This is a genomic window from Virgibacillus sp. Bac332 (assembly GCF_003667785.1).
In the GTDB taxonomy this organism is placed as follows: domain Bacteria; phylum Bacillota; class Bacilli; order Bacillales; family Amphibacillaceae; genus Virgibacillus; species Virgibacillus salarius.
The window spans coordinates 2,826,679-2,846,350 of the sequence record NZ_CP033046.1 but is presented as its reverse complement, the minus strand read 5'-3'; the positions used below and the strand labels follow the sequence as shown (position 1 = coordinate 2,846,350).

At 37.4% G+C, this 19,672-nt stretch carries 19 protein-coding genes; 5 read left to right on the top strand and 14 right to left on the bottom strand.

Features of this window, described 5'->3' with window-relative positions; all coding sequences use genetic code 11:
* The first annotated feature begins 141 nt into the window (after positions 1–141).
* Positions 142–1,392 (top strand): DNA polymerase IV, encoded by a 1,251-nt coding sequence (locus tag D9782_RS13505; protein WP_121605009.1) that lies wholly within the window; start codon positions 142–144, stop codon positions 1,390–1,392.
* Positions 1,393–1,457: 65 nt separating this feature from the next.
* Here D9782_RS13505 and D9782_RS13500 read toward each other — a convergent pair whose 3' ends face one another.
* The 9 genes from D9782_RS13500 to yhfZ form a co-directional block, all read right to left on the bottom strand.
* Positions 1,458–2,390 (bottom strand): aldo/keto reductase, encoded by a 933-nt coding sequence (locus D9782_RS13500; protein WP_121605008.1) that lies wholly within the window; start codon positions 2,388–2,390, stop codon positions 1,458–1,460.
* A gap of 472 nt (positions 2,391–2,862) precedes the next feature.
* Positions 2,863–4,065, bottom strand: coding sequence for a phosphopentomutase (locus tag D9782_RS13495; protein ID WP_026682156.1), 1,203 nt, complete (start codon positions 4,063–4,065; stop codon positions 2,863–2,865).
* Positions 4,066–4,067: 2 nt separating this feature from the next.
* Positions 4,068–5,228: an alanine racemase gene (locus tag D9782_RS13490; protein ID WP_026682157.1), complete on the bottom strand. Its 1,161-nt coding sequence runs from the start codon at positions 5,226–5,228 to the stop codon at positions 4,068–4,070.
* Between the two features lie 25 nt (positions 5,229–5,253).
* The gene (locus tag D9782_RS13485) at positions 5,254–6,378 is read right to left on the bottom strand and encodes an aminotransferase class V-fold PLP-dependent enzyme (RefSeq protein WP_121605007.1); all 1,125 of its coding nucleotides are present in this window, start codon (positions 6,376–6,378) and stop codon (positions 5,254–5,256) included.
* 1 nt (position 6,379) lies between these two features.
* Positions 6,380–7,294 carry a phosphotriesterase family protein gene (locus D9782_RS13480; RefSeq protein ID WP_121605006.1) on the bottom strand — a complete coding sequence of 305 codons (915 nt, stop codon included), beginning with the start codon at positions 7,292–7,294 and terminating at the stop codon, positions 6,380–6,382.
* Positions 7,295–7,322: 28 nt separating this feature from the next.
* Positions 7,323–8,612, bottom strand: a complete 1,290-nt coding sequence (locus D9782_RS13475) for a YhfT family protein (RefSeq protein ID WP_121605005.1) — start codon at positions 8,610–8,612, stop codon at positions 7,323–7,325.
* 24 nt (positions 8,613–8,636) lie between these two features.
* Positions 8,637–8,996, bottom strand: a complete 360-nt coding sequence (locus D9782_RS13470; protein WP_026682160.1) for a DUF2620 domain-containing protein — start codon at positions 8,994–8,996, stop codon at positions 8,637–8,639.
* Positions 8,993–9,373: a PRD domain-containing protein gene (locus D9782_RS13465; RefSeq protein WP_026682161.1), complete on the bottom strand. Its 381-nt coding sequence runs from the start codon at positions 9,371–9,373 to the stop codon at positions 8,993–8,995. Before D9782_RS13465 ends, D9782_RS13470 begins: the two co-directional genes overlap by 4 nt.
* A 61-nt stretch (positions 9,374–9,434) precedes the next feature.
* The gene (gene yhfZ / locus D9782_RS13460) at positions 9,435–10,367 is read right to left on the bottom strand and encodes a GntR family transcriptional regulator YhfZ (protein WP_034679368.1); all 933 of its coding nucleotides are present in this window, start codon (positions 10,365–10,367) and stop codon (positions 9,435–9,437) included.
* 255 nt (positions 10,368–10,622) lie between these two features.
* Between yhfZ and D9782_RS13455 the strand changes: the two genes are divergently transcribed.
* Both D9782_RS13455 and dpsA read left to right on the top strand, forming a co-directional pair.
* Positions 10,623–12,191: a glycosyltransferase gene (locus D9782_RS13455; RefSeq protein WP_121605004.1), complete on the top strand. Its 1,569-nt coding sequence runs from the start codon at positions 10,623–10,625 to the stop codon at positions 12,189–12,191.
* Positions 12,192–12,671: 480 nt separating this feature from the next.
* Positions 12,672–13,550, top strand: a complete 879-nt coding sequence (gene dpsA, locus D9782_RS13450) for a dipicolinate synthase subunit DpsA (RefSeq protein ID WP_026682164.1) — start codon at positions 12,672–12,674, stop codon at positions 13,548–13,550.
* 409 nt (positions 13,551–13,959) lie between these two features.
* Here dpsA and D9782_RS13445 read toward each other — a convergent pair whose 3' ends face one another.
* The 3 genes from D9782_RS13445 to D9782_RS22955 form a co-directional block, all read right to left on the bottom strand.
* A complete protein-coding gene (locus tag D9782_RS13445; protein WP_121605003.1) occupies positions 13,960–14,331 on the bottom strand; it encodes a YuzC family spore coat inner layer protein in 372 nt (123 codons plus the stop codon).
* A gap of 479 nt (positions 14,332–14,810) precedes the next feature.
* Positions 14,811–15,563 carry an SDR family NAD(P)-dependent oxidoreductase gene (locus tag D9782_RS13440; protein WP_026682166.1) on the bottom strand — a complete coding sequence of 251 codons (753 nt, stop codon included), beginning with the start codon at positions 15,561–15,563 and terminating at the stop codon, positions 14,811–14,813.
* 255 nt (positions 15,564–15,818) lie between these two features.
* Positions 15,819–15,995, bottom strand: coding sequence for a hypothetical protein (locus tag D9782_RS22955; RefSeq protein WP_162986399.1), 177 nt, complete (start codon positions 15,993–15,995; stop codon positions 15,819–15,821).
* A 225-nt stretch (positions 15,996–16,220) separates the two neighbouring features.
* Here D9782_RS22955 and D9782_RS13435 point away from each other — a divergent pair, with 225 nt between their 5' ends.
* Complete coding sequence (locus tag D9782_RS13435; protein WP_026682167.1) at positions 16,221–16,874, top strand: TetR/AcrR family transcriptional regulator; 654 nt, start codon at positions 16,221–16,223, stop codon at positions 16,872–16,874.
* A 156-nt stretch (positions 16,875–17,030) separates the two neighbouring features.
* Here the strand turns inward: D9782_RS13435 and D9782_RS13430 are convergent, their stop codons facing one another.
* The gene (locus tag D9782_RS13430; RefSeq protein ID WP_026682168.1) at positions 17,031–18,095 is read right to left on the bottom strand and encodes an isocitrate/isopropylmalate dehydrogenase family protein; all 1,065 of its coding nucleotides are present in this window, start codon (positions 18,093–18,095) and stop codon (positions 17,031–17,033) included.
* 340 nt (positions 18,096–18,435) lie between these two features.
* Between D9782_RS13430 and D9782_RS13425 the strand changes: the two genes are divergently transcribed.
* Complete coding sequence (locus D9782_RS13425; RefSeq protein ID WP_162986397.1) at positions 18,436–18,738, top strand: hypothetical protein; 303 nt, start codon at positions 18,436–18,438, stop codon at positions 18,736–18,738.
* 175 nt (positions 18,739–18,913) lie between these two features.
* Here D9782_RS13425 and D9782_RS13420 read toward each other — a convergent pair whose 3' ends face one another.
* Positions 18,914–19,621 (bottom strand): class I SAM-dependent methyltransferase, encoded by a 708-nt coding sequence (locus tag D9782_RS13420; protein WP_121605002.1) that lies wholly within the window; start codon positions 19,619–19,621, stop codon positions 18,914–18,916.
* Positions 19,622–19,672: the final 51 nt, after the last annotated feature.

Below are 19,672 nucleotides of genomic sequence, written 5' to 3'. Positions count from 1 at the left end.
TAGGGAATAATCACAATTATCCGGCAAGCATACGATTCGTTTGATAATAAGTACCTATATGTGCATATATTTCCATTGAATAAAATAGGGCTATCAGCATACAATAAGAACAAACGTTCTTTTTTTCGGAGGTGGATTAATATGAACTATGCTTCTTATCCACGCAACGATGTACTTTGCATTGATATGCGCTCCTTTTATGCAAGTGTCGAAGCAATTAAATTAGGAAAAGATCCAATGAAGGTCCTGCTTGCAGTTGTAGGGGATCCGAACCGATCAGGAAGTATTGTACTGGCAGCATCGCCAGCTTTAAAGAAAAAATATGGAATTAGCAATGTCAGCCGCTTTTTTGAGCTACCGGATGATCCAGATTTATATATTGTCCGTGCACATATGGCTGATTACTTATATGTGTCTGCTGAAATAACCAAATTAATTAATCAGTATGTGCCTAAGGAAGCTATTCATCCATACTCTGTTGATGAAGTCTGGGTTACCGTTAATGGATTAACAAAATTGTTTGGCAGTCGTTGGGAAGTGGCAAAACGGATGAAGCACGACATCCTTGAATGCTTTGGAATTACGAGCTCTATTGGTATCGGTGATAATAAATTCCTTGCAAAAGTTGTTATGGATCTTCATGCCAAAAAGCAAGGAATTGCGGAATGCAAATATGAGGATGTCGAAGCAAAGTTATGGTCATTTCCGATAGAAGCAATATGGGGAATTGGCAGTAGAATGAAGAATAATTTAAACAAGATGGGGATTGTCACACTGGGACAGCTTGCACGCTATGATTTAAATCACTTAAAAAAACGTTTTGGGGTGATGGGAGAACAGCTTTATTGGCATGCTTGGGGAATCGATTTAAGCCCAGTCCTCGGTGATTTTGTTAAAACGGAACAAAAGGGATTTGGTCATGGTATTTCCTTACTACGTGATTACTCTATGCAAGAAACAGAAGTTTGTCTACTTGACCTTTGTGAAGAAGTATGTCGTAGAGCTCGCACTGCTAACATGGCTGGTAAAACGATTCATCTAGCAATCGGCTATTCTAAAGCTACAGGAGGTGGTTTTTCCCGTTCTCGCTCTATCCAAATCCCGACAAATGTGACGATGGATGTTTACCATGTTTGTATGGATTTGTTTTTACAGTTTTATGATGGAGTAAGCAGCGTTCGTCGTGCCTATGTTACATTAGATAATTTATATAAAAAACAAGAAACACAGCTCAATTTGTTTGAAAACAGGGCAAAGAAAAATGATATTGGTTATACGATGGACGCTATCCGTGCCAAATATGGTTCTACTTCTATTCTCCGTGCCATCAGTTACACAGACGCTGGAATTACCCTAGAAAGAAGCCAAAAAATTGGTGGTCATTACGCTTAAAACAAACTCCCCTTTTTAAAAAGAGCACCATTTGCTTATAGCAAAAAGTGCTCGGAAACTAACAGCTATGCAAATATATCACTAATTTTTTGTACATCTGCTTGCGAAAGAGAAATCTCAGCAGCTCTTTTATTGCTAAGTACTTGATCAGGACGCTTAGCTCCAGGAATAAGAACATTAACCGAAGGCTGTGTCAAATACCAGGCCAGTACAATATGCACTACCTCTTCGCCATATGCTTCAGCTATCATGTTAACCTGTTTTACTTTCGCAAGATTTTCTTCGAATTTCTCACCTTGAAAATTAGGGTTCTGTGCTCGCAAATCAGTGAAAGTACTATTTATATTATATTTCCCAGCTAATAAACCTGATTCTAATGGAAAATAAGGAATGAACGTAATATTTTCTTTTTCGGTATAAGGAAAATATTTCGTTTCCGCATCACGTTTTAATAGATTGTATTCTGCTTGCAGTACGTCAACGTATCCATCTTTATTCGCTTCCTTTAATTGTTCCGGAGAAAAATTAGAAACACCAATGGATCGAATTTTCCCTTCATCTTTTAACTCTTTTAATGCGCCTACAGCTTCATCTTTTGGCGTATCTTCATCTGGAAAATGAATGTAAAATAAATCAATATAGTCTGTTTGCAGACGACGCAAACTATCCTCTACTGATCGTTTTAAAAATGCTGGTGAATTATCCATCACAATATCATCACCGATAAATTTATGTGCACCTTTGGTTGCGATGATAATATCTTCTCGCTTATATTCCTTCATTACTTCACCAATTAGCTCTTCAGAACGCTCTGGTCCATAGATAAAGGCTGTATCTAGCATATTAATCCCATTATTCAGCGCCTTACGCACAACATCCTGGCCCTCACGTTCATCTAACAGATTCGGATAAATATTATGTCCACCAACAGCATTTGTCCCTAGCCCAATTGGGTAGACCGAAATATCAGATTTCCCTAAATACGTTTGCTTAGCCATAAAGTAAAAACTCCTTTCCCGATAGGATTAATGCAATATTAACATGTTTTCTAAATTCAAGATACGATATTGCTTATAGCTTAAAAACAAAGTATGCAATTAGTCATTGCACATAAAATGAAACTTCAATCCGTGGGGGTTACTGCTAGTTATATGTGGGATAAAGCAAAGAGGCTGAGACAAAAGAACGGAAAAACAGTAAAAAACGAACAATAATTAGTTTAAATTAATTATCGTTCGTTTTTTGATTAAAATCATTCGTTGAACATCTAAAACAAGCGAGACTCCAGCGGGAACAGCACGAGTCCGAAGATCCACGTGGTAACGTGTTTTTCTTTACCCAGTTAGCTGAGGCCGTTCCCGCGGAAAGAGCGTATAGTTTCACGGTACGGCAATGCTACTCCTATTGATAATATGATTATTCGTATTTTGAGTAAGAAGTTGTGTTTTGTCCAGCCTCTTTATATGAAATCTATCGGTCTATTATTTCAGATAAGAAGCTTTTTCCTTCTGCCGTTGATGGTAGCTGAAAGAAATCGCAGAATGTAGCACCAACATCAGCCATTGTATCCCGGAGGCCAATATTCGCCTGTTTTACCTTCTTACCAAGAATCAAAATCGGCACATATTCCCTTGTATGATTAGCATGGCCAATTGTTGGATCATTTCCATGGTCAGCCATAACAATTAGCAAATCATCGTCTGCCATTAGAGGAAGAAACGAATCAGATAACCACTTATCAGTTTCATTTAATAGCTGACAATACCAATTAACATCCTCAGCATGTCCTGCCAAGTCTGTTTCCTGTACATTTATGAGAAAAGCTGCGTCTGCTTCTTCCTGTTCATAAACATGACTCACAGTATGGAGGAGATCGGTAGTGTTAACAATCGGATCAGATGGTCCCTCACCATGCAATACATCTGCAGTTTTTCCTAAGCGATGAACCTTCAAACCATGGTGCGCAGCAATCATCGGGAATTGCTGGTCAATTTCAACACCATAGCCCATGTGATACACATTATAGCCCTCTCCATAAACCTTGGCTTTCGGCGTATTCACTCCCCATTGTCCTTTATGCTTTTCTTCTACACAGGACAAAATATGCTCGATCGACGTATATGGTCCACCAAAAGCAATCACTCGAGTAGTATCTACGTTCTCACGGACGACACGACCAAGCTTTTTAACTTCTGAAAAAGGCATCTTCTTGAAATCAGCTGTTACATTAATAATATTTCCATATGCTGATTCTAAATTATCAGCAACAACTGCTGCATCGTTCACTAATAATATGGGACAATCTGCAATTGGATACGTCACACGATATCCAGCGTTCTCTAGTACAACTTTCATTGTTAAATGAATGTCCTTCATTAGACGCTTATGCGATTTTTTGGGGCAACTTCCAGCTATTTCTTGATGTCCCAAATACGTATCTGCGCCATGGTGAGCTAATTTGGAACGACCATAGGCATTTGGTGGTGGAACTTGATTGTCAACCAAAGCCCCAAGACCAGATTGATACATAAAGGGAATTTGTAAATCATCTTTTTTCACATCACGAATATGCTTATACGTGTTAGCCGTGCAATCGGATGGTTGATAATCAACACAATCATCCATTGCGCCAATTCCAAAGCTGTCAATGACAAGTAATGTCATTTTCGCCATGATCACCACTTCCTTTCTAGATGTACAAGCTTGGGTGTTCCAGACTGTATCCCTTCAACAAGTGCTACATGAGCTCTGGTTACAAATATTTGTGTACGGAAGGAAAAAATAGCTGTATCGCCAATCTTTACTTTAAAACAATCTGGTTTTGCAATGGAACCGTAATAGTCAATAGCTTCTGGGCTACTTTGCCTTGCCGCCACATACTGTTGAAGAATGGATTCTTTGTGACTTCCTACTAAACAGCCTTCCATATTCGATCTCCCATAAAAACCACCAGCAATAACCTGATAATGATCTTTCGTTTCGTGTGATACTTCAGAAACATAGATCATTGCAGGAATTTCTGGCAACCTCTTAAACGCATGTATTGGTGTTGTCCCTGTTAATCCATGTCCTGGCTCACCATGAGTTACTCCGTGAGTAGCTAGATACGGAATCGTGTCAACACTCGTCCCACTCGGACCATTGACCTGTTTTACTGTAATTCCTTTCTCTTCTAGTAATTGCTTTCCTTTTAATAACGTTGTGAGATTAGCAGTTGCAACCATTTCCTGCTTATTATCCGCTAATTGTAAATTAGGAAAAGTAGTTACACCTATTATCCGAACACCAGGTAAGGTTAGTATTCGATCAAGTTCTCGATGTAGCTCACCTAGTGGAATCCCACCCTCCTGCGATTCATAAATACTGTCTTCAGGGCCAACGACTTTCAATAAAATATCCTGCTTTGTACCAATATCTACTGCTGCATCTGATAATTGTTTTGCACGCTCATATGAAAATATCGTAACAACCTCTGGGCTCCAGCTAAGTATCTCCTTCCACTGATGCTTTCCAGGTTGAACCAAATGTCCAATATTACCTATCGCGATACCGTGATCTGCGAGTACTTTACCTTCATCAAAGTCAACAGCTACTGCTTTTTTTATTCCACTTTCTACGATATAATTTACAACCTCCGGAAATCGGCCTAGCTGCTTACTCATAAAATATAATTCCATTCCATGCTTTTTAGCAGTATCTGCTAACATGCTGGCATTTGCTTTTAGAGCATCTACATCGATAATATACGTATTTGGAGGAATCTCTCCGTTTTGATGTAACGAAAGCCCGGCATATATCAGCTCTGGATTTCTTTGTATTGTTGTATGCAAAAACATGGAAGCACCCCTCCTTCATAAAAATCTAGTTGACCATTTTTATTGCTTTATTTAAGGTATGAATAACTGTGGATGCTCCCGATTTCATCGGGTTAATGCGTAATCCATATTGTTTTAAGTGTGGCTGTGCTTCAATAAAACTGCCTGAAACACGATAAATCATTGGAATAATTTCATATTTTGATTCTGCGCCTACTGGATGAGTAGCAGCACCAAGTCCATTACTGTTTTGAATAACTTCTTGCGCAATTGGCTGCTCTAGCTCAACAATGACATTTTTTGATTGCGCATTTGTCATATAGGCTGCTGCAATTCCTTCGATGACGCCCTCATTTAATTGTTTACAAACCTCTTCAACCTGTTCATTCTGCGTTGCTAGTGATACTGGAGCAAATGTCATCATACGTAAAAGTTCCATCGCTTCATATCCCTGTACTTGTCCACCACCAGAATAATTTCGTTGCTGTAGTGTCTCTATACCGTCTTTTTTCCCTACAATTACTCCAATACCTTCTGGCCCAAGCAGCTTGAATCCGGAAAACGTAGAATAATCAGCACCATATTCTACACCAATCCCATAAGCTTTCATCGCACAATAATTATCGTCAACAACGATTGGAAGGTCTGGACGAATATTCTTCACCGTTTGAATAACCTCTTTTAGATGGTAGATATCTGTCGGCTGTTGCCTTGCATGCTGAATATAAAAAAGCTTACAGGATTGATTCTGTTGCACAGCTTCCTTTACAGCATTCAAATCATTGTAATTTATTGATTCTGTCTGAATACCTAGAATACGAATCGTATCCTTCGTCGTTGTATAAACAGGAGCAGTATGAATGAACATGCTATCACCAGCTTCAAGGAGCGTGCTCAGAATGATTCGAATCGCACTTGTACCTGCACCTCGAACGAGAGCAGACTTTTCAGCTTCAAAAAAATCGGCAATAACACGCTCTACCCTTTCCGTTTGTTCTGGTTTCTGATAACGAGGAGCGACACCAAGGTCACCCATAGATAAGAATTGATCACCTGTAAAATATTTACTCATACTATGGGTTAATTTAAATTGAAGCTGTTGAGCCTCCTCAACTGTCAACGTTGGAAGTACAGATGAAGCATATTTTAATTTTTCCGGATTGTAAGCCATATTACCGCTCCTTTACTGAAAATGCATTTGCTGGATTTTTTACAAGCAGGTCTGTAATTACCGTCTCCGTTACACCACGTTTTTTTAATGCAGGGATAAAATCGTTTAACACAAGATCATATCCCGGACCACCAAATTTATGCCAATGGGATTTTCGTGTTAAGTCTGCTGACAAAACAATTTGTTTATGGAAACCTCTCTCAATAAAATCTAATAGAAAGTCCAAACGCTCCTCATCCGGTCTGTAATTTTTCTTACCAATCGTATCAAATCCAATATATACACCAGATTGAAGTACGTCTAAAACCTCTTCCTTATTAGGATTTAAATCCTGATGACCAATGATTATTTGTTCCTTCGGTAATCCCAATGCAAAAAACATGTCCACTTGCTTACTACCTAGCGTCCCTAAAGATGTATGGGTGGAAATCGGTAAGCCTGTCTCTAGACCAGCCATGCCAGCTCCAATAATGAGCTCTTTTTCCACTGGTTTTATCTCATTAACACTTGTCCCTACCTCCCCGATAATTCCAGGAAGAACACCTGTATCCTCAATTCCTTCTTTACTTTCTTTTATGAAATGAGTAGCAAATTGTTCACGATCCCACCCCTGGGCAAATTCAGGTATGAATGGATCTTTATAAAAACCAGTACATGTAACAATGTGTACACCAGATTCTTCACTTAAACGAACTAGCCTTTTGACATCTCTTCCCATTCCATCATTCGTCAGTTCTATCAAGGATCGTCCACCTGCTTGATAAAAATAAGCAAGTTCTTCCATCATCCCTTGTTCATCATCCAAAATTGTATCTGGATCCCCTTTTACTCTAGATAAGTCAATGGAGAGGTGCTCATGCGCCGCACAAACACCAAATGCTTCTTTCTCAATTTTTCCCTTTACAGTCTGTATCATTTGCTAATCACTCCTATGCTGTTTGTACTTAAGATACTGACATAATTCCTAGTAGTACCAATATGTTTGCAATAACACCAACTGCGATTGCTCCAACAGGCCCAACCGCCATTCGGACGATTGGTCTTCCAGCAACCTCATTCAATAAATAGAAGCCTGCGATAAAGAAGAATCCAAAACCAGGTGCAATGATATTTGCTGCATTTGCCCCTCCAATTAATAAGGCAACTTCTAATAATTTTGTCATTGCACTACGAATATTTTCCCCTGAGTTCCTTACACCAGGGTATTTGTCTAAGAACTTAGCAATCGAACTTAATAACATTACTTCTAAAAAGATAACAATAGCCCCAACAATTACTGCCACCCAAACATTTGGTACGAATAGACCAACTACAAATATCAAGGTGAATCCAACAGGACTGTAGACACCAGTAGCTATTGCTGTACTGGCAACTAAAGGAATGAAACCAATGGCTCTAGCTGCAGCAGCAATTCCAGCATCTGTTTGCTTTCCTTCAGCTAATAGATTAAGAGAAATTGGGTCTCCGGCCATTAGTAATAGATTCGTCGCACCAGCAATTAGTGCACCAATAATCATAAAGAAGACAACATTCTTTTTAATTGATTTAACTTTCTCACTGAATATGGATGCTAAGTCAACAGATGAACCTTCTTCCGCCTTTTCCCTCATAGCAAAAGCAAATAAGAAAATCATACCAGCGATAAGAGCCATACCCTCTTGATTTAACGTGATCACGTTATCACCGATACTTAGGAAGCCACTATCATTGACAAACACCGCTAGCTGCCTAACTAGTGCCGCTACAATAAACGTAACAATCCCTTTCTTAACACTAAATTGCATCGCAACTGCTAATGCTGGGAAAGCCATAAATGTTACAACTACTGGTGTTCCTACCTCTCCCATCGGTTCAAGGAAATTAACAGGTAAGTATTCAAATAGCTTTACAAAGCCTTCCAATCCCATCAATAGTCCCCAACCATATAAACCACCAATTACTGCGGCAACGGGTGTACCCCACTTATTCTTCGGTGTCATCAAGCCAATAATATCTGTTCCAAGTAAAATACTATGAATCAAAATAATACTTGCTGTAATGGTAAAAGGTATTCCAAATCCTACTACTAAACCAAAACTCATGGCAAATGCCGTTAGCCCTAGCTCTCTACGCTTCAATCGTCCCTCTAAATGCTCCGATACAATTGGCCGTAACCCATCATTGAAAACGGCTATGTTCATGTTGGCTAGTACAGCGGCAATTGCCCCAATCAAAATTACAAATATCATTTCCATCTAATAGTCCCCCTTTATTTGTGATTATCCTTTATTTTTTAAAGCTTGAAGGATCATAGGAACCGCTGCTTCCATATGATCACCAGTAAAACCGAAAGCTATTTTCCCCTCTTTTACAGCCTCTTCTACTCTGGAAGCGTCAGGCTTCTTCCCTGGCATAGACACCGTTTCACATTTATCTTTTCCTATCATCGCAATTGCCATTGCAAGTGCACCGCCACCACCAGTATGGCAAGCACCTAAATAATAATCGGCTTGACCTGTTTTCATGGCCATTGCTGCATCTAAATCTGACTTCACAACAGTCTCAACAGCGGGATCCACATCTTTAATTAACGCTTCAATCGCTTTTTTCTCTACTTGTCCACCTATAACAATTTTCATTTTTTATTTCCTCCTTTATTCATAGCTAATACGTTTGTATAATGCATGTATAAAAATTCCTTTTCTTCCTGAGGAAGCTCTTTCTCCCAGCTCTGTTGTACCTTATTCACATGTCTTTCTGCATCTAGATAATAAGCAGATTGCTTCACTTCTTCCATAATAGCAGGAGATGGGGCCTCAAGAGCTTCACCTCTTTCAATTCTTGTCAATGCAGAAGGTAAGTGAGTAAATAACATTTCTGCCTGATCCACCTCTTCTAGCTCTAATTCATTCACTAATTCTTGAAAAGCAGCTAAAGTAATATGACATGCTTCTTTCGTTATTACCTCCCCTAAGACTAAAATGTGGAGTCTATCTTCTAATTCAGCTACATTCATACATATACCCCCTAGATAAAATACAGTTTTCTGTATATTGATGATAAAAAACTGCCTCACACTAATAGTGTGGGAGCTTTTCCTTATTCACAACCTGTTGCTGAATTCGTAGTATTTTTTCTTTATCCAGCTTTGTAATGTATTCCTTTACATCTTTTCGATCTTTTTCAATAAGAATGACCGAAGTAGATGCATTTTTCACGACTTGCCGTGTAGACGCTGACTGAAATTCGCCTACTTGGAAGGTTTCTCTTGCTCGATTTTCATCAGCATTCCAAACTGCTGCATCGAGATCTCCCTTTAAAAGCATTTCAAAGAGCTGCATATAGTTAACAGGTATTAACTCAACATCAAGGCCTCTGCATTCCATGAGTGTAATTTTCGATTGATCTATTGAAGTATAATCTATCCCGACACGCATACCATCTTTTATTTTTTGTTCACCATGGTTAGAAAAAAAGATTTGGTGTGCTGTAACATACGTATGGGCTCCAAAATTCAGCGCTATCTCTAGATTCTCATCCTCAGAAACTTCTTGTTCAGCTGCAAGCTGGGACATAATTACAAAATCAGACCTTCTTGCCTTTAACGACTCAAGCCGTTGTTTAGATCCTCTCATGTAAGCAAGGTCGATATGATTTAACATCGCTTCCGATGCCTCAATTAATCCTGTTGCCAACCCTTCATACTTAGGTGAATATGGCAGCGGCATAGCACCTATTAACGAGCCAACACCTGCTATTTCTTTCAGTAATACAACATCTTTCTTTCGTAAAAACGTTCCAAGATGTCCCCTTGCTTCCAAATGAATAGCGTGCAAGTTTTCTAAAACCTTTAAAGCACCTTGAACGGTTCCATTTCCAATCTCTAATGTTTTCGCTAAGTCGCTTACTCTAGGAATTCTATCCCCCTCTTGAATATGCAGCATTTTTCCAGCTATCTCTTTTGCCGCTAAACCATTTTTTGAAAATAAACTTTCCCAAATTCTGCTCATATCGACTCCTTCATAATATACAAAATATTGTATATTGCAATTATACCGCTTACATAAATGAATTGCAATAATAATTTTATTGATTTTGTTAATGTTTTCACCCTAATATCGATTGCCATACAGACAGGATGGTTTTGCCTTGCTGTCCACTCTACATTACCTAAAAAACAGCAAACAATGAACATTTGATGAACGGATCGATATAATACTACAAGGATTATTTTGTTACGCGCATACAAGGAGGTACTATTTCGGATGAAACAACACAGTGTCTTAATCGGGTCACCCATTCATCAGGAATACCCTATTCTAAAAGAATTTTTAACATCTTTATCTGAGCTGAAGCAAACAAATATTACTATCCATTATATGTTCGTTGATGATAATACTGATAAAGCTTCAAAGCAACTATTGAGGAACTTCGCTCAAGATAATGAAGGCAGTACAGAAATTATTGCTCCCTCTCCCTATGACCATCAGGGGTATTCTCGTAATGGTAATACGCATATTTGGAATCATCAAGCTATCTGGAAAGTAGCTGAATTTAAGAATCAAATTATCAAACAGGCAAGGGATAAAGGGTATGATTATTTATTCTTAATTGATTCAGACCTTCTTATTCATCCAAACACCATTGAATATTTAATTCGAATAGACAAGAACATTATTTCTACCATCTTTTGGACAAAATGGCAGATAAACGCAGACCCACTTCCACAAGTATGGGTTCAAGATGAATATACTTTATATCACGCTACACATGGAGAACGATTATCAGATGAAGAAAAAAAACGCAGAACTATGGAATTCATTAATCAATTAAAGGTGCCTGGAACGTATGAAGTTGGTGGATTAGGTGCATGTACGTTACTTAGTGCACACGCATTAAATACTGGTGTAAACTTTAGTCCAATTCCGAATCTTTCTTTTTGGGGGGAGGATCGTCACTTTTGTATTAGAGCACAGGCATTAGGATTATCATTATATGTTGACACACACTATCCAGCTTACCATATTTACCGTAGCTCGGATCTTGAAGCTGTAGAGGATTACAAGGACGATAATCAAGAACGTATCTCTCCTCTAGAAGTATCTGATATCTTAGCTAAGCGTATTAGTAAAGACAATAACAATAAAATAACATTATCCATGATTATGAAAAATGAAGCCTCACGATATTTAAAAAAAGTATTACTTCAGCATAGGGACTTCATTGATTCGGCGGTTATTATTGATGATGGCAGTGAGGACAATAGTATAGAGGTGTGTAAACAAATTTTAGCTGGCATTCCGACGCATATCGTCCAAAACAAAAGATCTACATTTGCAAATGAAGTAGAACTAAGAAAACAACAATGGGAGGAAACAATAAAAACAAAACCAGACTGGATTTTGAATCTAGATGCTGATGAACTGTTAGAAGATAAAGCGACAAATGAGATTCGTGAATTAATCAATCAATCGGATATCGATCTCTATAGCTTCAGACTCTATGATATGTGGGATGAAGAACATTATAGAGATGATAATTACTGGCAATCCCATTTGTGCTATCGGCCATTTTTATTACGATATCAACCAAACTTTGATTATCAATGGAAGAAGAAAAGGTTTCATTGTGGTAGATTTCCTGCGAATATTTATCATCTGCCAAATGCAATTTCCCGACTACGAATTAAACATTTTGGCTGGACAAATGCTAAGGAGCGTCAGCAAAAATATAACCGATATTTAGAGCTTGATCCAGATAGTGAATTTGGCTGGAACGAACAATATCAATCTATTTTAGATGCGCACCCTAGATTAATTAAATGGCAAGACTAGTCAACTGAGCCATAGAGTCTCAATCTATCAAATTGGGACTTTTTTTATAGTCTAGGAAATCATAACATTTTCCCCATATGGATAAATATCGGCGCGTTAAGCCACTTCCAGCTTCAGCGCCCAGAAACGAGGCGACTTCACAAATCACCTTACGATAAGTCATCATTGGCTCGCAAGCTCACCGTGATTCCTTTACCTCCGTTGACTCGCTCCAATCGTTACGTTTCTAATCGGACGCTTATGCTTTTGTACTTAAGTTGGTCTTCTTTTGTGATCTAACTACTTTATTCAAACCCTCGTATACTTATATTCTCCTCATAATAAGAAAATTGTCATAAGAGACAAGCAATGTATTGTAAAATAAAAAAGTGAGTTTTGTTTGCTCCATCGTTTCTTATTTATGTTATGCAATATTATTCTTTAATAAAGTAATCAGCTCTTGTACGAATGAATGTATTTACCTGAAGGGAGATGTTTTATTTGCAAAATAATTTACATGTATTGATAATGGGTGGAGATGCTCGATATCTACATGTGATCCGCATGTTAGCGCAGGAAAACATAACCGTCTACGTGATTGGATATGATCATATTCATTTTAATGAAATAAATGTTCAGCATGTCGAGTTAGAAAGTATTGACCACTCCATTTTAAATGCTATTATACTTCCTGTTGCTGGTACTGATACAAAAGGAAAAGTAGAAGTAACTTATTCAGACAAGTCAATATATTTAACCGAACAGCTTTTATCTTGTACACCATCAAATTGTGTTATTTACACCGGTACTTCCAATAATTACTTAGATCATGCAACAGCTGCTACGAATCGTAAATTAGTTAAACTCTTTGCTCGTGATGATATTGCTATTTATAATTCTATTCCAACCGCTGAAGGTGCACTTAAAATAGCCATAGAAGAAACAGATGTAACAATACATGGCTCTAATGTTAGTATACTTGGATTTGGAAGAGTAGGCATGACGGTCGCAAGATTATTTCAATCGGTTGGTGCACATGTATCTGTCGCAGTTAGAAGCTCCACCGCAATCGCTCGCATTACAGAGATGGGCTTTACGCCCGTTCAGTTGCGTGATTTAAAGCAAGCAATTGAAACAATGGATATTTGTATTAATACCATACCAGATAACGTAGTTGATAAAACCATCATTTCAGCAATGAAGCCAAGTATGTTTATCATTGATTTAGCATCAAAACCCGGAGGAACAGACTTTAACTTTGCAGCAAAACAGGGTATTAAAGCTTCGCATGCACTTGGTCTACCAGGTAAGGTTGCATCAAAGTCCGCTGGGATAATCATTGCTAATGTTTTATTGAGCTTATTAGAAGAAAGAGCTTAACAATTGTACCATATTACAATGATCACCTTTACGATTCGTATTAAATACTCACGGTTGAAGCGATCGTTTCGTTCATCATGAACTATGAAGCAAATGAGATAGAGACAAAAGTAATCTATATATGGAACAACTAGAAATGATGGTTTGTGTAACTAACTCGCTCCAGAAATATCTTCGCTTTCCACGAGCGAATGGTGAGTCTCTCCTCTTACTGACGCACTTTGGCAGCTCACTGCTACCTTTCCTTTGGAAAGATAAGGAAGGCTTGTAGCAACGTTACTCCACGTAGAAAAAGAGCGCTCTTCTTTCCAAGGAGTCTACGTATATTTCTGGTGATAGAATAGTGTATTGTTCATCATTAGACCTTAAAATGCTGTTTTAAATATGTCCCAACCTCATCCTCATTTCTTTATCTCCATCTCAGGAATATCGTAATTTTGCAACAGTCCCGATTAGAATGAACCGTTTTTTTACTGAAATTTAAACGCAATTCATCTGGCGTAAACCCAACCTCGATGGTAGAAGTAATATTTAATGATTGAATTAAGCGCTTCACTTCTTCATGATCAGACTGTTGAGCAGCACTCATTATCTGCCTATCAAATTCTTTTGAGGTAGATAACTTATTCAGAACGACACGTACGTCATTCATAAGCCTTACCGTTTCATTTGCTGATTCATAGAAAAACTCTATATTAACAGGAGGAAGTTGCTCCCGAACCGGTATATACACAGGATATAAGGTGGTGGGATAATAACTCGGAACATAATAATACATCATACTTCAGCCCCTTTCACAAGGAGATTTACCTATATACTCTTTATATGCAGTAAGTTTCATTTTTGGGACCTCCTTTTATGGAAAGAAAAAGAGAGCAACCTATACTTCAGAAAATTATTTATGTCATTCATACAGGTTTCTACTAGCGGTATCTTGTTAACTTCCATATAGACGAACTACCACTAGTTCCTTTCAAATACGACAATCAAAAAATTTCGCCTTTTAAAGGATACAGTTCAAACTTTACCTGAGTAAACAACATTCTATGAGGAGAATATTTTACATGCTACTACGCTTAAACCACTTGAAAAAGCACTAGATCAAACGAGTAGTTAATAAAAGCTAAAGCCGCCCCCAGGTAGATTTTTTACTCTAACAGGGGGGCGATACCTTTATGAATGCGGTCGGCTTTTTTGTTCTAAACGATTTGTAATAATTTTAATAAACTTTCTGCATAGCACTTTTCTACGTTACGCACCTTATTTTGCAACCACGCCACCATCGACTGGTAATTCCACCCCTGTGATATGATAGGCAGCATCTGATGCTAAGAACAACACAGCTTCTGCTACCTCGATTGGCTTACCTAATTGCGGCAATGCAGTTTGTGCAAGGAACCATTGCTTCATATCTTCTCGTTCAAAGAATTCCTCACTCATCGGTGTCTTTATAAATCCTGGATGAACAGAATTCACGCGAATATTGTCTTTTCCATAATCAACGGCAGCAGCTTTCGTTAACATACGTACTCCACCCTTAGATGCGGTGTAAGCACCAGCACCTGAACTACCAGTCAATCCTGCAATGGAAGAAATATTTATGATCGATCCACCTTTATTTTCACGCATATGCGGAATAGCTAATTTTATACCAAGAAATGTACTAGTTAAATTAATATTAATAATTTGATTCCAGCGTGCAAGCGTCAATTCTTCCATTGGTTCTGGCTGAGAAATTCCAGCATTATTTACAAGAATATCTAATTTTCCATGCGTATCAATGGTCGTTTGCATAACACTCTTCCAATCATCCTCTGAGGTAACATCATGTGCTAAAGCTAGAGCCTCACCACCAGCTGCTTTTATTTCATCAACTACCTCTTGAACAGCATTCACTTGAATATCTGTTGCAACTACTTTTGCACCTTCTTTTGCAAAAAGCAATGCTTCTTCTTTTCCCATACCACTACCAGATCCTGTTATAATTGCAACTTTATTTGTAAGCCTTGTCATGCTAATTAGCCCCTTTCAATTTGTGAATTAATCATAATGATAGTTTTACTATCATTATGATATTATCATTATAGTATTGTTTAAGAAATAGTTTCAATAGAATTGCTCAAAAACGATTCAAATTGACGAATATGAATTAGTTTGCTAGGATTTTTAGATGATATTCATTTATAATTATCATCTTTTCCGAATTTTTTATCCCACATATATTGGTAAATGGGGGATAAACACCCCCCAACTGATTGAAGTTTCACTTTATCCCGCATATAACTGGCAGTAAGACCCCAATTTAAGCAATAAAGCGAAACCAATATGGATAAGTGGGGGATCAACTGCCAGTAAATGTCCGATTGGTTCAAAGGCCTTTAGGTCATACCCTTGTGGTACTAACAATCGGTGGGGGATAAACACCCCAACTGATTGAAGTTTCACTTTATCCCGCATATAACTGGCAGTAAGATCCCAATTTAAGCAATAAAGCGAAACTAATATGGATAAGTGAGGTATCAACTGCCAGTAAATGTCCGATTGGTTCAAAGGCCTTTAGGTCATACCCTTGTGGTACTAACAATCAGTGGGGGATAACCCCCCCTCCAACTGATTGAAGTTTCACTTTATATACATAAAACTTTTATCATTTAAAAAGGAGAAAGACCAATGAATCCGCAGGATAGATGGAAACAAGAAAGAATGGAAGGGAAAATGAAGCGAAGAAATAGTATTATCCTAGCTGCAGAAAAAGTATTTGCTAAAAAAGGTTTTGACAATACGACCATGCAGGAAATTGCCGATGAAGAAAATATTGGAATTGCTACTGTCTTCCGATACTTTCCTAAAAAGGAGAAGCTAATTGTAGCAGTAGCGATTAATATTGTGGAAAAATATATACCTATTTTTCAATCTATTGCTGATATGAATGGTAGTTGTTTAGATAAAATGGAAAGAATGTTTGATTTCTTTATCTCAGAAATAAATGAAGAGAAACTGGAAAATATGCAGCTTCTTGAGGTTTTTAAAAGTTATGCTTCTCTACAAACAGAGCCGTTGGAAGATATTGAAGCATATAATAGGTCGCAAAATAAAATATCAGTGATACTTGCATCCATTATAGAAGATGGGAAACAAGATGGATCTATACGATCTGACATCGATATAAAAAAGGTTCTAACCACTATTACGAATTCGTTTGGGCTCTTTTCTAGAAAGCTGTTGCTTTATGAACGAATCCCTATGCTTAAAGGAGATTTAGAGGCTGAAGAACAATTAAAAATCCTAAAAAATATTTTTATCGATTACTTACAACCAAGCTAACAAACGAAGGAGACTAGTACAGTCGTATTTTACTAAAGAAAATCAGAATGGCTGCAAATGTTCTCAACTAGCATTTGCAGCCATCCGTTTTTTTTCTGGTTTTAAATTATTTATTGCGATTTTGATAAATGTTATTCAGCGTTGCCCGCCCTTTTCTTACAAGCTTTTTAAGATCGTACAAACAGAATCTCCTACTTCCGTAGTTGACGCCGTCCCTCCCATATCGGCAGTTAAATTAACCTTGTTAATGAATAAGGCTTCAATAGTTGTTATTACCTTATCATGGATATCCTTTCTACCTAATTGTTCATACAAAAGTGCCAACGACCAGATTTGAGCAATCGGGTTCGCAATACCTTTTCCAGCAATATCTGGAGCTGAACCATGAACCGGCTCAAACATAGAAGGAAACTCACCTCCAGGATTTATGTTTGCAGAAGGGGATATCCCTAAACCTCCTACAATTGCAGATCCTAAATCAGAAAGGATATCACCAAATAAATTCGTTGCTAATACGACTTGAAAATCTTGAGGACGCTGTACAAAGTATGCAGCCAATGCATCTATATAATATTTTTCATATGAAATATCTAGATATTCCCCAGCAACACCCTCTATAATTCTGTCCCAAAATTTCATAGAGTGAATAATCGCATTTGATTTAGTTGCATTCGTAACCTTTGTTAAATTTTGCTTTTGCGCATAGGAAAATGCGAATTCTGCTATTTGTGTAACACCTTGTTTTGTCATTATATTATTTTGGATCGCCAATTCCCTGTGCTCTCCCGCAAACATTATTCCTCCAGCATTAGAGTATTCTCCTTCTGCGTTTTCTCTTATTAGCACAAAATCAATCGGTTTAGTGGATTGGTTACGTATCGGAGTATCCATACCTTTAAGTAATTTAATTGGTCGAAAGTTAACATACTGTTGAAATGATTTTCGAATTGGCATAATTAGTTCCCATAATGTAACATCATCTGGTACTCTTTCATCTCCGATTGCTCCGAAAAGAATCGCATCATATTCCTTAAGCTGCTTTAATCCATTTTCTGGCATCATACGACTGGTTTGTAAATAATAATCCGAATTCCAATTAAATATATCATATGTAATATGAATTGATTCTTTGGTATTAATAATTTCCAATACTTTTAACGCTTCATTCATCACTTCAACACCGATTCCATCACCAGGAATAACAGCTATTTTATAGTCCATATACTGTCCCCTTTCCTTTACAGCCTCTTTGTTAACGTATATGAAAATGAAGGTAGTAAATATGCTACTAAGCGAAACACCAAAGGATCAGAAAACTATACATGAATGAAGGTACTACAATTATCTAAGGTGCATCATCATGATATAAAAAAGTTGACCTTTCATTATTGTAAGGCTAACGTCACATAAATACATAGGTAATACTTCCTTTAGATACTATAATCAAAATTGTAATACTAAACAGTAGGGAGGTTAATCATCATGAAACAATTTATTTCGATATTCATAACGATATTGGAAACTTTTATTAATGGAAAACAGGTTGCTATGAAAATTAATAATGAGTAGCTTTTCATTTAGGAGGGATTGCTCGGTGAAAATAATTGCTGGATTAAGTATAGCAATCATTTTCGTTACCATTTTAACTGGAAGTCAAGGTAACGAAATAGATAATTACCCAAATGATATGATTTTTAATGATCACCATTTCAATAAAACTGGTCCATTTAACATAATAGAAGATGGAGATAAATCATTTCTAATTTTTAATGAGAATATATCTAATAACGACATAAAGAAACGATTAATCGAAAAACTTACAATTGATACTTCTAACCATATGAACAAAGTTGATCCATCATAAAAATCAGTACGTGTTCAACAATACTCTTCACTTAATTAAACTTGCCTTTCTTTATTAGCTCTTTTAGCGTGTACATGTTATCAGGGACATCAAAATGATGCTCTGATATTATACATACTAGCAGATACAAGGCCACATCCTGGATAGTACTAGGAAGTCCCATAATAAACTAGCCTTATAATTTACATCTAAATACTCTAAATCCTAGTTTTTCTTTGAACCTTTCCATTAATTCTTCATGTAAAACTAATACTTCAAACGTATCTTCATCAACCTTTTCAGATAGATCGAAATCATTTGTATCCTCTAATGTCATTTCTTCCTTTTTTAACTTCGGTTTTTCCACCCGCACGTAATGAAACCCTTCTCGGTACAATTGTTGCTTCCATGCTTCTTCTGTTTGTATTTCCGTAAATCCATAAAATGATGTTAGCATCCTCTTTTCATGATCCCTTAATGTGCGTTCACATACTATTTCTATCGCAATAAAGACTCCACCTGGCTTTAAGATACGAGTGATTTCTGAAAGGGCACGAGTAATTTCTGTAAAGGAAATAACAGATTCTGAAATAACCATATCGTATTCCTCTGATTTCAGTGGCAGCTGCGTGATATCTGCTTTCATGGTTTGAACTGGAAGCTTGCGTAGCTTAAATCGATTTATCGCTTTATCCACCATCATTTGATTATAATCTACGGCAGTAACGGCACATTGGTAAAACCCTGCAAGATATGCCGCCGTTTGACCAGTCCCACATCCTACATCCAAAATCACTGTTGATTCATTAATGTTTTCCTTTTTCAACAGCTCTTTTGTCAACTTCAATCCCCCTGGATGTGCACCTCCAACTCCAAGTTCGGCTAATCCTTCAAGATAATTCACGTTAAAGTCCTCCTTTCATTGTCAGACTATGACAATACAACAATTTCGGTC